This is a genomic window from Paenibacillus sediminis (assembly GCF_017873765.1).
Classification (GTDB): domain Bacteria; phylum Bacillota; class Bacilli; order Paenibacillales; family Paenibacillaceae; genus Paenibacillus_AG; species Paenibacillus_AG sediminis.
The window spans coordinates 308,321-322,923 of record NZ_JAGGKP010000001.1 but is presented as its reverse complement, the minus strand read 5'-3'; the positions used below and the strand labels follow the sequence as shown (position 1 = coordinate 322,923).

The following is a 14,603-nucleotide window of genomic DNA, read 5'->3' as shown; positions in this document are numbered from 1 at the left end:
AATACTTATTGTTCTTTTGTAGCAGCTTGCTGTCTCTTCTTCTGACGACCTTCTACAAAATAACGGATTCGTACCATCAACATGAGGGCAACAGCGACGAGAAGGCATTGAATGATTGGAAGCTTGTCAACTTGAAAGATAAGCAACATGAATGCCCCTATAGCCATTAGAATGTACAAAATGACTTCTTTAAAAAGAGACAATTTTTGCTGAACACGGAATACTTTATTATAGACATAAGTAATCAATATGAAAATAACAATATAAGAAATGATAGGATGCGCAGCGAACCAAGCCTGCATAAGGAACTCACTCCTTAATTATGAATTAGCTTCCGCCATTTTACGATGTTTCTCAGCACGTTCACGTTCATTTTTGTTAAGAATTTTCTTACGCAAACGAACAGATTTTGGTGTAATTTCACAATATTCATCGTCATTCAAATATTCAAGCGCTTGTTCAAGCGAGAAGATCACTGGTGTTTTCATTTTCACAGTATCATCTTTCGTTGCTGAACGAACGTTAGTAAGCTGTTTCTCTTTGCAAATATTCACGACGATATCGTTATCACGAGTATGCTCACCAACAATCATTCCTTCGTAGACTTCAGTACCTGGTTCAACGAACAGTGTACCGCGATCTTCAACAGAAAGTATGCCGTACAATGTCGATACACCATTTTCTGAAGATACAAGTACACCTTGGTGGCGTCCGCCAACTTGGCCAGCTGCTAATGGACCATAACTGTCAAAAGCATGGTTCATAATACCGTAGCCGCGAGTAAGCGTCAGGAAGTGCGTACGATATCCAATAAGTCCGCGCGCTGGAATAAGGAACTCAAGCCGTACTTGACCAGTCCCGTTGTTCACCATGTTCACCATTTCCGCTTTGCGTGTTCCGAGGCTTTCCATCACAGCTCCCATGCTTTCTTCTGGGATGTCGATTAAGAGACGTTCAATCGGCTCCATTTTAACGCCGTCGATTTCTTTGATGATAACTTCAGGTTTGGATACTTGAAGCTCATAGCCTTCACGACGCATGTTCTCAATCAGAATACCAAGGTGAAGTTCACCGCGGCCGGATACAATAAATGCATCTGGGCTGTCTGTTTCTTCTACACGCAAACTTACATCTGTTTCAAGCTCTTTGAACAGACGTTCACGAAGCTTACGGGACGTTACCCATTTACCTTCACGACCAGCAAACGGACTGTTATTCACAAGGAAAGTCATTTGCAGCGTTGGCTCATCAATTTTCAAAACTGGCAATGCTTCAGGGTTTTGCGGGTCGGCGATGGTCTCACCAATGTTGATGTCTTTAATACCTGCGACAGCAATGATGTCACCAGCACCTGCTTCCTCAGACTCAATACGTTTCAACCCTTGGAAACCGAACAGCTTCTCAATACGAGCCGTTTTGTGGCTGCCATCACGTGTAATAACAGTAACTGACTGACCTTGGCGAATTTTACCGCGGTTCACACGGCCAATTGCAATACGACCCAAATATTCATTATAGTCCATCAGTGTGACAAGAAATTGCAGAGGTTCGTCCACATTTTCTGTTGGCGCTGGTATATGATCGATGATCGTTTCATACAAAGCTTGCATGTTGTCATCTTGCTTCTCAGGATCTAAGCTCGATGTACCGTTTAGTGCAGAAGCATATACTACCGGGAAGTCTAATTGTTCATCATTTGCTCCAAGTTCAATGAACAAATCAAGCACTTCATCAATAACTTCCGCTGGGCGGGCACTTGGGCGGTCGATTTTGTTCACTACAACTATCGGAGTCAAATTATGCTCCAAAGCTTTGCGAAGCACGAATTTGGTTTGCGGCATACAGCCTTCATAAGCATCAACAACGAGCAGAACACCATCAACCATTTTCATAATGCGTTCTACTTCGCCGCCAAAGTCGGCGTGTCCAGGTGTATCAACGATATTAATTAAATAGTCTTTGTAAGTAATGGCTGTGTTTTTAGCCAAAATGGTAATTCCGCGTTCACGCTCCAAATCGTTGGAGTCCATCGCACGTTCTTGAACATGTTCATTTTCACGGAAAATACCTGACTGTTGAAGCAGTTTATCGACGAGAGTTGTTTTCCCGTGGTCGACGTGGGCAATAATCGCAATGTTGCGAATTTGATCTCTTGAATGCATGGTTTTTATCCAAATCCTTTCATATCTAATCATCTCACCTGTAACAGTGAGTCTATTATCAAGAAAAACAAGCGCCGGGCATAAATGCCGACGCTTGACACATATCCCTTATATTATACAAGTTCACGCCTAAAAATCAAGTGGTGTACCTTAAAATTTACCAACCGCGGCTTGATTTCCCACGATTCCAAATCATCCAAATGCCGCCTGCAATAAGCAGAACCGCAATCACGTATATAATAGAAGTTCTTAGTAAGGTGAAGCCTAGCAGAATAATGGATATAACGCCTAGCAGAACGGATGCGGTCATTACACCTCGCGGCTTTGGTTGTTCGAATTCGTAATATTCATACAAACCTGTCGCCACGCCTAAAATAAATGTTGGCCATAAGTAGCTCATCAACGACCAGCCCCAGGTATTGCAAATAAAGAATAAAACACCATAAACGGTTAGCATTCCCCCTGGAACAAGAACACCTGCTGGAGCCATTCTTCCAAAGTAGAGAACATGGAGCAATATGCCGGGAACTAAAATAATGAGCGGCCAAAATGCTTTTCCTAAAAAGCTAAAAACGCCCCATTTACCTAATAAAATAACGATCCCTGCAATAATAATGAAAATACCGATCGCCTGCTGGTTTTTGTTCGTCATCCCTACTCACCCTCTTCACGAACTGATTGTCTGCCTTTGGACAAGTCTTTACAAAAAACTACATCTTTCCCTTCTATTTTATATGATGTTCATTAAAAAAACCACCATACGCATCTGTATATAACAAAAAAAAGCTCCTGTTGGAGCCTTTTGCAAGTGATAAACCATTAGGTCGAAGTACGGCCTGACTTCAGTTTGATGATCCAGCCAAGCAGGATAGCAGCTGCCGCTAGAATACTCGGAAGCAAATTCTCTAATTGAGGAGACGCATCAACAATGAGAGCACCGAGCTTTGGGTCCTTAACCATCATTTCACCTGATGTTAAGGCTAATATACCCGAACCTGCTAAGACGAGAACAGGAAACTTTTTAAGCATATTTACGATGATTGTGCTTCCCCATACAACGATCGGAATACTTATGGCAATCCCGATGACAATGAGCGCGACGTCTCCATTTGCGAGCCCAGCAATAGCCAGTACATTGTCCAAACTCATGACAAAATCCGCAACAAGTATCGTCTCAACAGCTCTCCATGTAGTTGCTGCTCCGCCGATGCGCGAATCTTCATTCTTCTGAAACAACAGCTTAAGCGCGATGTAAAACAATAACAAACCGCCAGCAGCTTGAATATAAGGGATCTTGAGCAAGACGATTGCAATAAAAGTGAGTGCGCAGCGCAAAATAACAGCACCGAACGAACCCCACCATACAGCTTGTTTCCTTTTCTTTTCTGTCAAATCTTTACTTGCCATAGCGATGACGACAGCATTGTCACCGCTCAGCACGATATTTATCATAAGTATTTCAAATAGTACCCAAATGTTATCCATATGACAGCCCCCTCCATACACTTGTATGAAAAGCGCGTCCAAGCTATGCTTGACTGGTCCAAAAGTGTGAAATATAATTGAAACTCATTTGCATTTTTAACGTATTTACCGACATAAGGGAGTGGCATAAGTGGAGTTATTCAGCGGAGCATTTTTACTATCTCTTCTAAACATTATTTTTATCGACCTGATCTTAGCTGGAGATAATGCGATTGTTATTGGCCTAGCTGCGAGAAACTTACCCGCTTCTCAGCAGAAGAAGGCCATTATTTATGGAACCGGCGGTGCAGTAGCCATTCGGATTTTGGCAACAGTTGTTGTTCTAGAACTGCTTAAAATTCCTTTGCTCTTAGCAATCGGAGGCATCCTGCTCATTTGGATTGCTTACAAGCTGCTGACGGATGAAGGAGACCATAGCGATATTAAAGCAGGCGGAACGCTGTGGGCAGCCATTCGGACGATTATTGTTGCAGACGCCGCCATGGGACTCGATAATGTTATCGCCGTTGCAGGCGCAGCCAAAGGTCACCTGTTGCTTGTGGTATTAGGACTTATGGTCAGCGTGCCGATTGTCGTATGGGGAAGTACGATATTTATCAAACTTACGAACCGTTTTCCATGGATTATATATTTCGGATCTGGAATTCTCGCCTACACCGCTTCTAACATGATCACTGAAGAAAAACGTCTAGAACCGTTGTTTGACCAGCCAGTTATTCGATATGTATTTATTGTACTCGTCATTGCATCTGTACTTCTGGCAGGATATATGAAGCAACGAAAACAAGAGCAAAGAAAACAAAGTCATGATCATTCTTACTCATAAAAAATAAAGAAACGGCAGAGGTTGTCCTGTAGATAGGACAACCTCTGCCGTTTGTTAATATCTATAAAATCTGATTATTTAAAACCATTCTTCGTTAATAACTTGATCTCCCGATAAGGATACAGCTTCGCCTGCTCTTAGCACCATTGTCTCTGTCTTCGCCACAGCCTCAGCAATCATATTGTTGAGTTCGTGAATAGAAGCTTCTACCTTCTCAACAATTCTAAGGTTTGGATTGGTTGTCGGTGACTTCGGTACAAAGAGCGTACAGCAATCTTCATAAGGCAGAATGGATAATTCATACGTTCCGATCTGCTGAGCTAATCGTATAATCTCTTCTTTATCCATCATCACGAGCGGTCTTAAAAGCGGTAAATCGGTCGCTCTGCCGATGACGTTCATACTTGGGAGTGTCTGACTGGCAACTTGTCCAAGGCTGTCGCCTGTAACCAGAGCAAGCGCTCCTTCACGTTCTGCAAGCTGCGTTGCGATTCTTAACATCGCTCTGCGCATCAAAGTAATAATTAGATTGTCTTGACCCACTTGAGTAAAAGATGTTTGCACTTCTGTAAACGGCACAAGATGAATTTTAATTTCCCCAGCGTATCCTGCGAGTACACGAGCAAGATCGATCACCTTGTCTTTCGCCCTCTGGCTCGTATATGGGAAGCTGAAGAAATGAACACATTCAATTTCAAGACCTCGTCGCATAGAGGACCATCCTGCAACAGGGCTATCAATGCCCCCAGAGAGCAGCAGCATCGCCTTGCCATTCGTACCGCGCGGAAATCCGCCTACAGCCTGAATGACTTCACAGAAAATATAAGCAGCATGCTGACGAATCTCAACTCTAAGCTCAATATCCGGTTTTCTAACATCAACCTTTAGGCCAGGAAAGTTTCTTAAAATCGGTGAACCTAACAAATGGTTCATTTCTTGTGAAGAATGAGGGAACTCCTTCCATACACGCCGTGCATTTACTTTGAACGTTGTCCCATCCTTTATGTTCTTCTCGCTCATAAATTCAAGCGCACAATCAATAATATTTTGGAGCTCTGGCGCAGTTTGGATGACAGGGCTGATCGAAACGATTCCGAATACATTTTTCAAAATAGCAATCAATTCGTCAGCAGGCTCTCCGTTCAAATCAATATATAATCGCCCGTATTCTTTTAATATTTTGGCTCTGGGATATGGCTTAAGAAGCGACTTTACATGGTCAATGACCGTCTTATCAAATCGGTTTCTGTTTTTACCTTTTACCGTAAATTCGCCAAATCTAAGTAATAACATTTGTGACTTCATCATTATTTTCCCCTTTCAAGAGGCCGTAGCTTCTCTACTGCAGCATTTAGCGCCTTGATTAATACCTCTACATTCTGCAAAGTATGATCGTCGCCTAAGCTAATTCGAATTCCGCTGGAAGCAGCAGCTAAATCTCTGCCCATCGCAAGAAGAACCCGGCTAGGTTCCGTATGCTTCGAAGAACAAGCAGACCTCGTAGATACAGCGACTCCTTCTTGTTCTAATGTGTGAAGCAGTACCTCGGATTTCATACCCGGATATGAGAAATGAATAATATTAGGCGTTCCTTTCTTCGTACTGTTAAGCTGCAGCTGCGGAATCTTTTCTATTGCATCAACAATTAGATCGCGAAATTCTGTCCATTTATTATAATTTTCAGACTGCTTTTCATGCGCAATTCGAAGCGCCTTAGACATCCCTACAATATTCGCGATATTTTCAGTGCCCGAACGCAAACCTCTTTCTTGCCCTCCGCCGGACAGAAGCGGAAACAGCTTAACTCCTTCATGTACATATAATATTCCGACTCCTTTCGGACCTCGGATTTTATGAGCGGACAGACTGTACAAATCGATCCCCCAGTCTTTGATACGGACCGGAATTTTGCCAAAACCTTGGACTCCATCCACATGAAATAGAACGCGCGGATGCTTTTGTTTAATTATCTGACCTATTTCACGAATCGGCTGTATTGTCCCTACTTCATTATTGACATGCATAACACTCACCAAAATGGTGTTATCCTGAATAGCTGCACCTACTTGAGCGGGACTCACATTACCGTCTCGATCTACAGGCAGAAATGTAACATCATACCCCAGCTCCTTCAATTGCAAAAAGCTTTCATACACAGAAGCATGTTCTATTTCTGTCGTAATGATATGGTTCCCTCTTGATCGATATTGAAAAGCAGCGCCTTTAATCGCAAAATTGTTACTTTCTGTCGCGCCTGAAGTGAAAACGACCTCAGAAGGTTTTATTTGTAAAGCAGAAGCGCATACCTCGCGTGCGCGCCTCAGCAGCTTATCAGCATCTTCTCCCAACTGGTGAATAGAAGACGGGTTTCCGTAATGCCGCTTCATCACCTCTGCAACCGTGTTTATGACATCATCATACGGAGGGGTAGTAGCGGCGTAGTCGAAATAAATCATAGTTTAAAGCCCCCTGCCTATAAAAGTCTATCTCCAAAAAATCTATCTCATTGTATCAAAAATACAAGAAGATCAAAAGGTTCGTATTTATAACTCCCCTCTTGATCTTCTTATCATTTCCTATTTAAGCTTCAAATTTTGCACGAGCATTTTGAATTTTTAATATGTAATTTTGAGTTTCTTTTGGCAGAGAATCAAAATTGGCCATCAGTTCTTGATCATTTGAGATACCTAAACTTTTAAGCCGGCCTGGACCTGCATTATAAGCCGCTAATGCCGTATTTTCATGCCCTCCAAAACGCCGTATTTGATAAGCTAAATAACGAGTGCCTGCGTCAATATTTTGGGCTGGGTCAAATGGATTGGAGACTCCAAGTCCTTCGGCTGTCCCATCCATAAGCTGCATTAATCCTTTAGCCCCGACACCGGAAACAGCATTCGGATTGAATGAAGATTCCGTCTGAATAACGGCCTTAATTAACGACTCCGGAACACCATATTTATCACTCGCTTGTTTAATCAAATCATCAAAATCTGTCTTCTTTACAGCCCCATGCGTTGCTTCGTTATTTTGAGTCGAATCAACCGAATTGATGATTTGCCATAACATTCCGTCATTCCTATAAGGATCTGGAGAGCTAGAAATCTCCTCTAAGTTTGATGTTGGTTCACTGTCAGCAGACAGCAATTCCTGGAGAATTTGCGTAAACAGCTCACTGTTATCGCCAGCGTCCGAAATTCCTTGAAGCGACGTATTTTGCAAATTTACACTATTTAGGGATTGAAGTTCAATAAGTCTCTTTAAGGTTGAAGAATCAATTTGCATCGAATTTCTCCCAACTTTCTGACAACGTTGTATTATGTAAAATTTAGAGTTTTGTTTCATTTTACATGGTTTTGTCGATTTTTACCACATGTTTAAACAAAAAAACAGACTTTGGACCCTCGTAAATAGGACTCAAAGCCTGCATTTATTATAGAATTTAAAGTCAACCTCCAACGAATGGGACTAGAAAAAAGTAACTTAAAGTCGCTACGATTCCAAGTCCAATGGACCAAGCTCCTGTCGACCTGTACCCTTCACTGTATGCATAGTAGCCAAGTGCTGCAGCCACTGGCCCAAGAACAATGGACCACATGAACAGGGAAAGAATTCCTATGGCAAGACCGATGTAACCTGCTACAATCCCTCTTCCAACATCTCTCTCTTCTGTGTCAGCGACCTCTCGATGTTCAACCGGGGCAGCAATTTCAGCACCGTATTCTTCTCGGTGTTCTTTTCGCGGGTAATCAATGCGATCATTCTTAGGATTATCCCTCTCTTCATGTTCATTATGTTCCTCGCTCATTAAAGACGCCTCCTTTGCGTGAATGATTAGATCCCTTGCATTTCATAAAAATTAGGATGAGGACTTCAGTTTAAACGTATGACAACATGTTGCTGAAGAGGTAGGAGCTTTGTCTTGGTGAGTAGAATCAAATGTCTCGCCCGCAAATTCCTCATTCAATTGCTTCATTGCATGCTTGTCAATTTCAATCATAATGAGATCTGCATTGCACACATTTTGCGCTCCCCAATAAGTACAATTGGATACACTGCATTTGACAATTGGCTTTGTATCGTTTGGCATTCTCATCACCTCACCAACCATTGTCCCCCCCTCGCTTCTTGACTATGCACTTTGCTTGTCATGCAAACCTATACAAAAAAAGATGCCGTTACCGGCATCTCCTTAACTATTTTCTATTTAGCCTTATGCATCATTACGCTTGTCCCTGCATCCGGCGCTGTGTTAAATAATCACTTTCATAATAAGTAAGATCATCTCGAAGCTCTTCAAACACTTTCGTAATATCCATAATCACATCTCTTGCAGCCCTTACTGGCTTCTTACGAAAACGAATGGCGTCTTGACCTGTATATGCGTAGCGGCCATCTTCAGAATAGCATTCATTTTTGGGGTAGAAGAAATTATTTACACTGTGATGATACAAGTGATAAAGTGCTTTTTCAGCAAAATCAACATCAAAGCTGGCTCTGCGCAGTGCAATCCCTAATTTTTCATAAGAAACTTCAGAAAATACGAGTAAATGGCGTAGGTCCGACAGGAACCCTTTATAAAAACGCTCCGTTTCCTCATCCTGCTCAGTTAATAATTGTGGAAGTGAATACTGGTTCAAGAAAACCTCTAGAGTTTCAATGGCTGATTTTAATTTTTCTCTCGACGTTTCACATAATTTCTGAACATTGGCTGCTGACATAACGGAAGCTCCCCCTTATATTTCGTCCCTTTAATCTAGACCGGCCAAACACCGTTTTTGAATGACCATCTTTTTCATGTATTATCCTACCATAAAATAGACTGTAGCGGTATCCCCTTCTGCCCCCTTAGGTATAAAATGCTTCTCTTCATCTCACGCTAAGGACAAGTCGAAAATTAAGGTTACAGGAGGAAAACGATGCGTCACTCCAGAGCGAAAGCGAATTTGTTCCGCCCGATCGTCGCAAGCGGTCTAGCGGCTACTCTTATATTTTCAACGTTGACCGGTTGTTCACGCCCGCAAAGTGCTGAAGAAGTTAGACCTAAGTCAGCAATTCAAGAACAAAAAATAAAGTTGCAGCTTATGAGTCAAGATGTGATTGCTACAGACCGACTAACAAGAATGGATGCGAAGCATCATCTAAAGACGATTTTAAAAATAATGGCCTCTAAATCGCCAGCTGAAATTCACAGTTATATGGAAAAACTCCAAAAGTCACATCAGCAAATTAAAATGTTGACATTAGTCGATTTTCAAAAACAAAAAACGATTCTATTTGGTGAACAGGGCAAAAATGGGTCCGCTGCAGAAAACAAACAATTAAACACCTATTTCAGTCTCGCCAAACAAGCGCTTCGAAAGCATCAAAATTATGAATCTCCTTCGTTCTTAATGAATGGAGACAAATATTTTATTATGGCGCAGTGCGCTGAGGGCAATAGACCGCGAGGAGTTATTGCCTTGATGAGTCAACATATTCTAAGCGAAGTGGTCAATCATCAGAGAAAAAACTTAAGGCTGATTCCTTATCCCAAGGAAGGCAAATATAGAGTGGAGTCTGTTCATGCAGACACACTGAAAGATATGACTGTGCGGACAGGTCACGATAATGAGAAAGCAAGTCACTATTATGAGAATGAAGTTGTTGTCCGTTTTCGGAAAGAGCCAACCGCTCAGGAAATGAGAAGGATTCGAGCCGATTTACGATGCGAAGAGGCTCGCAAACTTGGGTATACGTATATTTTCCGTGCGGATGGCATGAACACAAGAGATCTGACACAGTATTTTCTATCTAAATGGAATCCAGTTTATGCCGAACCTCATTATTTGTATTTGACGAACGAAAATGATAACGGAAATGGACAGATTGACGAGGCTGAAGTGCCTAACGATATTTTGTTCTCCCCCTATCAATGGAATTTACCCGCCATCGAAACAAACCGAGGCTGGAATTTATCTAAGGGCAGCGACGATGTCGTTGTGGCGGTCGTGGATACAGGTGTCGATATGAATCATCCCGATTTAAGAGGACAGTTCGTCAAAGGGTATAACGTCATCGAACCTGACAAACAGCCCATGGATGACGTTGGGCATGGAACTCACGTCTCAGGCATCATTTCTGCCGTTGTTAACAATGGTGAAGGTGTTGCAGGAATGACGTGGTATAACAAAATTATGCCGATCAAAGCATTAGATAAATCAGGATCAGGAACAACCTATTCCGTAGCTCAAGGAATTATATGGGCAACCGATCATGGGGCAAAAGTGATTAACATGAGCCTCGGCAACTATGCCGACGCTAAATTTCTTCACGACGCTGTCAAATATGCTTACGACCGAGATGTCGTGCTTGTGGCCGCAACAGGGAATGACAGCACAGAACGTCCGGGCTATCCGGCAGCTTATCCTGAAGTGTTCGCAGTGTCTGCGACCGATTCAAATATGAAGTTAGCATCCTATTCCAACTATGGCGACTATATCGATGTAACAGCACCAGGAACCAGCATTGCAAGCACGTACCCGAACAATCAGTACGCTGCCCTCTCAGGAACATCAATGGCAAGCCCACACGTTGCAGCGCTTGCTGCATTAATTCGGACACGCAACCCGAATTTGACGAATAAAGAAGTCATGCACTTAATGCGTAAGAGCGTCATCGATCTAGGCACTCCAGGTCGTGACAAATATTACGGATACGGTCAAGTCGACGTCTATAAAGCGCTGAAATCCGCAGGGGGCGGAACACAGACACTTCAATTTTGGCCTTGGTTTATTGAAAGAAGACTTAGAGAGATTTTAGACAATGGAAAATAAGAGATGAATGAAAAAGACGTGTACCCCGAGGATCGATCCTCGAATGTACACGTCTCTATTCTTTGCATATACCTTATAGGGAAAACAGTCTTGTTGCTAGTTTAGAAAGTTTACCATAAGCCGGGTTCTGTGCTCTTTGTGGTCATAACGGGAACTACCCTGCCACTTTAAGCGACAATCATCTATCTAGGCCAACCATTGCTGATTGGCTCAAGCGACCAACCCGAACGCACCTCGGGCTAAGGCTGCGTCTTCCGATGAAAACGCCGCGTTCCATTAGGTCTTGCTCCAAGTGGGGTTTACCAGGAACGAAGTCGCCAACGTTCCTCGGGGTCTCTTACACCTCGGTTCCACCCTTGCCTGTGCTGCGGTTAAGCAGCCATCGGCGGTCCATTTCTGTGGCACTATCCTTCAGCTCGCGCTGACTGGACGTTATCCAGCACTCTGCCCTGTGGAGCCCGGACTTTCCTCTCACAGCGGTTACCCGCTGTCAGCGATTGTCTGTTAAACTTTCTGCACAACGATTTATAGTATACAAGGATTCATTGCTTAAAACAACCCCGATAGGACTATAAATTATTGTATATAATGTCATAGTTCATCCAATATAGGAATTATAGAAATTGAAATGGTTCCGTATTGACTTCAGAAGCAATGACCTTCGTATCATAGCGGTTATCCTGCAGTTTTTGCTGAAGCCAGGACGCTACCCGCGGTCTCATTATTTTCTCCGCATTATGACCTGGATCCACAATCATAAGACCTGCCATCAAAGCATCTTGAGCCGAGTGATAATCGATATCGCCGGTTACAAGTACGTCCGCGCCGCGATACAAAGCATGCTTCCAATAGCTTCTTCCGGAGCCGCCAAGTACAGCGGCTTTTTTAATTTCTCGATTCAGATCACCAACCACACGTACAAAAGGCACATCAAGACCGCTTTTTACCCGTTCTATAAACTCACTTAGACGAACAGGCTCCTTAAGCTTCCCAACACGGCCAAGACCAAAGGAGCGACCCTTCAAATCCATCGGGTATAAGTCGTATGCTACCTCTTCATATGGATGAGCTTTCAGCATAGCCTGAACGACTTTATTTCGGATACTTTGGGGCACGATCGTCTCAATTCTAAATTCTTCAACGCGTTCCATTTTTCCTTGTTCACCGATGAACGGATTCGTACCTTCTTGAGGCACGAACGTGCCAACTCCTTCGATATTGAAGCTGCAATGTGTGTAATTACCGATAGCTCCAGCACCGCTGTTAAGGATCGCATCAAGCACCTGTTGATGATGACTTTTAGGGACAAAAACGACAAGCTTAAACAATTGATCCGTATGCGTATCTTCAAGAGGCGCTGGATTTTCAATCCCGAGCGCTTCAGCCATCCAATCATTCATACCGCCTTCGGTCACATCAAGGTTCGTATGGGCAACATACACAGCAATATCATGCTTAATGAGCTTCTCGTACACTTTACCCATCGGTGTATCAGTTTGCAAATGAGAAAGCGGCCGATAAATGATCGGATGATGAGCAATAATTAACTCCGCCCCAAGAGAAATCGCTTCATCGACCACTTCTTCGTTGACATCCAATGTCACGAGCACTTTTTCAATATTTTTATGTAAGCTGCCGAGCTGAAGCCCGATTTTATCATCCGGTACAGCAACATGCTTAGGTGCAAGCTGCTCCATATACTGAATTACGGTCTGCCCTTTTGCAAACATTTGAGTACCTCCTTGATCTGTTCGATTTCCGAAGCTATTGCTTTTTCTTTCTGTTTAGACGCTTCCAGCTCTGATTCGGATAATGATTTACGGATTCGTTCCAGCTTTGCAATTTCACCTTGCCATTTTTTGAAGAAAGCAGCGTTCGTCTTTTCCACTAAATATGGCCCCATCGATATAAGCATTTCTTTGGAAAGCCCAATTCCGCAGCCTTGCAACTCTCGCTCCGCGTATAGTTGTTCATTACGTTCCGAAGCGTTTTGCACCCGTTCTGCGGTTAAAATTTCATATATTTTGCCGTCTTCCTCTAAAATATGCTCTTCTACAAGATACCAACCTTCGCGGACGAGCCAGCGGCGAACAACATCTTCCCCTATATTCGGTTGAAGGACGAGTCTGGATACACCTTCAAGCTTCTCGGACCCTTCGGTTAAGATCCTAACAATGAGGCTTCCCCCCATTCCTGCAATCGTAATGACATCTACCTCGCCTGGCTCAATAACCTCGAGTCCATTCCCTTTTCGAACAGATATAACTTCACTTAAACCAGCTTCAGCAACCTGTTTTTGAGCCGCCTGGAAAGGTCCTGGATTCACTTCTCCCGCAATTGCTGAAATGACTATTCCACTTTGAACGGTACTCACAGGAAGTAAAGCATGATCAGAACCAATGTCCGCTAGACGGCTGCCAGCAGGGATCTGATCGGCGATTTGTTGTAGTCTTGCTGATAATTTCATGAGACAACCCACGCAATCCATTTTTTTCGTAAATTAAATAATAAACTAAAAGCTATAGCGATTTTAATAAAACTTAGAAGACCCATCACTTCCGGCGAATGACCTCGAAGTATCGTTAGATCCGCTTCAGGCATAAACCACAGTGTTATTCCAACGATAAAATAAACGGACGGAAGTTTGTGATCTTTGTGATGCACGAGCCAACTGAACCATATCATCAGAACACTGAGTGGGAGCCAAAGCATTTGAACCTGCCACCACGAGGCATCAGGCACAGCATGATAAAATAAAGCAGCATATAGCAGTGCCCAACCTATAAAACCAAAATAATGTAAAAGTCCAATATCCATTAAATAACCTAAAATCGTCCATGTTAAACTACATAGTAGAAGTAAAATAATGGATCCAAGCTTAAAATTGATTTGATGCAGGTCGATCAGCCAGATGCCAAAGCCGAGCAAAAGAAAGCTGGCCATGCCCGTCAATGTATAAGAAGTCGTAATACGAGTATGACGCCAAACAAATGCGTATGCATAACAAAGACCAATAAAAACAAGTGCTGTAAAGATTTGCATTGGCCAAGAAAAAACGCTAAAATAAAAACCAACAAAACAAATCCAGGAAGAAATTCCAAATGCAGAAAGCCAAGAGCGAATGTTTCCTTGCATTAGTGAAGACAACGACAATAGATGATTATCCTTGCCGGACTGGTTTTCATCATATAAATTGAGTAGAAATTCACTATATTGATCTGGAAGTAATCGATTCCTTTGCCAATTCTCAATTTCAGTATAAATCATTTTGCGCTTTTCTTGATCCATTTAGCACCAACCCTTCTTCTACTCGTAAAA

General features: G+C 42.8%; 15 protein-coding genes and 1 other RNA gene. 2 read left to right on the top strand and 14 right to left on the bottom strand.

Features of this window, described 5'->3' with window-relative positions; genetic code table 11:
• Positions 1-5: 5 nt before the first annotated feature.
• The 4 genes from J2Z20_RS01490 to J2Z20_RS01475 all read right to left on the bottom strand — a co-directional run bounded on the left by J2Z20_RS01490 (position 6) and on the right by J2Z20_RS01475 (position 3,647).
• Positions 6-302 carry a YlaH-like family protein gene (locus tag J2Z20_RS01490; RefSeq protein ID WP_209844667.1) on the bottom strand — a complete coding sequence of 99 codons (297 nt, stop codon included), beginning with the start codon at positions 300-302 and terminating at the stop codon, positions 6-8.
• An 18-nt stretch (positions 303-320) separates the two neighbouring features.
• Entirely contained in the window at positions 321-2,162 is a 1,842-nt protein-coding gene (typA, locus tag J2Z20_RS01485) for a translational GTPase TypA (protein WP_209844665.1), read from the bottom strand.
• Positions 2,163-2,319: 157 nt separating this feature from the next.
• A complete protein-coding gene (locus J2Z20_RS01480; RefSeq protein WP_209844663.1) occupies positions 2,320-2,814 on the bottom strand; it encodes a hypothetical protein in 495 nt (164 codons plus the stop codon).
• Positions 2,815-2,981: 167 nt separating this feature from the next.
• Positions 2,982-3,647 carry a TerC family protein gene (locus J2Z20_RS01475; RefSeq protein ID WP_209844661.1) on the bottom strand — a complete coding sequence of 222 codons (666 nt, stop codon included), beginning with the start codon at positions 3,645-3,647 and terminating at the stop codon, positions 2,982-2,984.
• A 130-nt stretch (positions 3,648-3,777) separates the two neighbouring features.
• Between J2Z20_RS01475 and J2Z20_RS01470 the strand changes: the two genes are divergently transcribed.
• The gene (locus tag J2Z20_RS01470; RefSeq protein WP_209844659.1) at positions 3,778-4,473 is read left to right on the top strand and encodes a TerC family protein; all 696 of its coding nucleotides are present in this window, start codon (positions 3,778-3,780) and stop codon (positions 4,471-4,473) included.
• Positions 4,474-4,551: 78 nt separating this feature from the next.
• Here the strand turns inward: J2Z20_RS01470 and thiI are convergent, their stop codons facing one another.
• The 6 genes from thiI to J2Z20_RS01440 form a co-directional block, all read right to left on the bottom strand.
• Complete coding sequence (thiI, locus tag J2Z20_RS01465; RefSeq protein WP_209844657.1) at positions 4,552-5,778, bottom strand: tRNA uracil 4-sulfurtransferase ThiI; 1,227 nt, start codon at positions 5,776-5,778, stop codon at positions 4,552-4,554.
• A gap of 2 nt (positions 5,779-5,780) precedes the next feature.
• Positions 5,781-6,929 carry a cysteine desulfurase family protein gene (locus J2Z20_RS01460; RefSeq protein WP_209844655.1) on the bottom strand — a complete coding sequence of 383 codons (1,149 nt, stop codon included), beginning with the start codon at positions 6,927-6,929 and terminating at the stop codon, positions 5,781-5,783.
• 124 nt (positions 6,930-7,053) lie between these two features.
• Positions 7,054-7,755, bottom strand: a complete 702-nt coding sequence (locus tag J2Z20_RS01455; RefSeq protein WP_209844652.1) for a lytic transglycosylase domain-containing protein — start codon at positions 7,753-7,755, stop codon at positions 7,054-7,056.
• A gap of 163 nt (positions 7,756-7,918) precedes the next feature.
• On the bottom strand, positions 7,919-8,278 hold the full coding sequence (locus J2Z20_RS01450; protein ID WP_209844650.1) for a hypothetical protein: 360 nt from the start codon (positions 8,276-8,278) through the stop codon (positions 7,919-7,921).
• Between the two features lie 51 nt (positions 8,279-8,329).
• Positions 8,330-8,560: a DUF1540 domain-containing protein gene (locus J2Z20_RS01445; RefSeq protein ID WP_209847155.1), complete on the bottom strand. Its 231-nt coding sequence runs from the start codon at positions 8,558-8,560 to the stop codon at positions 8,330-8,332.
• A 133-nt stretch (positions 8,561-8,693) separates the two neighbouring features.
• On the bottom strand, positions 8,694-9,191 hold the full coding sequence (locus J2Z20_RS01440; protein ID WP_209844648.1) for a YpuI family protein: 498 nt from the start codon (positions 9,189-9,191) through the stop codon (positions 8,694-8,696).
• A 198-nt stretch (positions 9,192-9,389) separates the two neighbouring features.
• Here J2Z20_RS01440 and J2Z20_RS01435 point away from each other — a divergent pair, with 198 nt between their 5' ends.
• Positions 9,390-11,285 (top strand): S8 family peptidase, encoded by a 1,896-nt coding sequence (locus J2Z20_RS01435; RefSeq protein ID WP_209844646.1) that lies wholly within the window; start codon positions 9,390-9,392, stop codon positions 11,283-11,285.
• Positions 11,286-11,386: 101 nt separating this feature from the next.
• Here the strand turns inward: J2Z20_RS01435 and rnpB are convergent.
• From rnpB to J2Z20_RS01415, 4 genes are all read right to left on the bottom strand, one after another.
• Positions 11,387-11,798: RNase P RNA component class A (gene rnpB, locus J2Z20_RS01430), an RNA gene on the bottom strand.
• A gap of 101 nt (positions 11,799-11,899) precedes the next feature.
• On the bottom strand, positions 11,900-13,015 hold the full coding sequence (locus J2Z20_RS01425) for a Nif3-like dinuclear metal center hexameric protein (protein ID WP_209844638.1): 1,116 nt from the start codon (positions 13,013-13,015) through the stop codon (positions 11,900-11,902).
• A complete protein-coding gene (locus tag J2Z20_RS01420; protein WP_209844636.1) occupies positions 12,991-13,752 on the bottom strand; it encodes a tRNA (adenine(22)-N(1))-methyltransferase in 762 nt (253 codons plus the stop codon). The genes J2Z20_RS01425 and J2Z20_RS01420 overlap by 25 nt, the downstream gene beginning before the upstream one ends.
• Entirely contained in the window at positions 13,749-14,573 is an 825-nt protein-coding gene (locus tag J2Z20_RS01415) for a hypothetical protein (RefSeq protein WP_209844634.1), read from the bottom strand. The genes J2Z20_RS01420 and J2Z20_RS01415 overlap by 4 nt, the downstream gene beginning before the upstream one ends.
• Positions 14,574-14,603: the final 30 nt, after the last annotated feature.

Excerpts from the sequence above, each read along its gene's own strand:
- J2Z20_RS01435 (WP_209844646.1), top strand. The coding sequence starts at position 9,390 with ATGCGTCACTCCAGAGCGAAAGCGAATTTGTTCCGCCCGATCGTCGCA.
- J2Z20_RS01415 (WP_209844634.1), bottom strand. The coding sequence starts at position 14,573 with ATGGATCAAGAAAAGCGCAAAATGATTTATACTGAAATTGAGAATTGG.
- J2Z20_RS01460 (WP_209844655.1), bottom strand. The coding sequence starts at position 6,929 with ATGATTTATTTCGACTACGCCGCTACTACCCCTCCGTATGATGATGTC.
- J2Z20_RS01440 (WP_209844648.1), bottom strand. The coding sequence starts at position 9,191 with ATGTCAGCAGCCAATGTTCAGAAATTATGTGAAACGTCGAGAGAAAAA.
- J2Z20_RS01445 (WP_209847155.1), bottom strand. The coding sequence starts at position 8,560 with ATGCCAAACGATACAAAGCCAATTGTCAAATGCAGTGTATCCAATTGT.
- J2Z20_RS01425 (WP_209844638.1), bottom strand. The coding sequence starts at position 13,015 with ATGTTTGCAAAAGGGCAGACCGTAATTCAGTATATGGAGCAGCTTGCA.
- J2Z20_RS01475 (WP_209844661.1), bottom strand. The coding sequence starts at position 3,647 with ATGGATAACATTTGGGTACTATTTGAAATACTTATGATAAATATCGTG.
- J2Z20_RS01480 (WP_209844663.1), bottom strand. The coding sequence starts at position 2,814 with ATGACGAACAAAAACCAGCAGGCGATCGGTATTTTCATTATTATTGCA.
- thiI (WP_209844657.1), bottom strand. The coding sequence starts at position 5,778 with ATGAAGTCACAAATGTTATTACTTAGATTTGGCGAATTTACGGTAAAA.
- J2Z20_RS01455 (WP_209844652.1), bottom strand. The coding sequence starts at position 7,755 with ATGCAAATTGATTCTTCAACCTTAAAGAGACTTATTGAACTTCAATCC.
- J2Z20_RS01450 (WP_209844650.1), bottom strand. The coding sequence starts at position 8,278 with ATGAGCGAGGAACATAATGAACATGAAGAGAGGGATAATCCTAAGAAT.
- typA (WP_209844665.1), bottom strand. The coding sequence starts at position 2,162 with ATGCATTCAAGAGATCAAATTCGCAACATTGCGATTATTGCCCACGTC.
- J2Z20_RS01420 (WP_209844636.1), bottom strand. The coding sequence starts at position 13,752 with ATGAAATTATCAGCAAGACTACAACAAATCGCCGATCAGATCCCTGCT.
- J2Z20_RS01490 (WP_209844667.1), bottom strand. The coding sequence starts at position 302 with ATGCAGGCTTGGTTCGCTGCGCATCCTATCATTTCTTATATTGTTATT.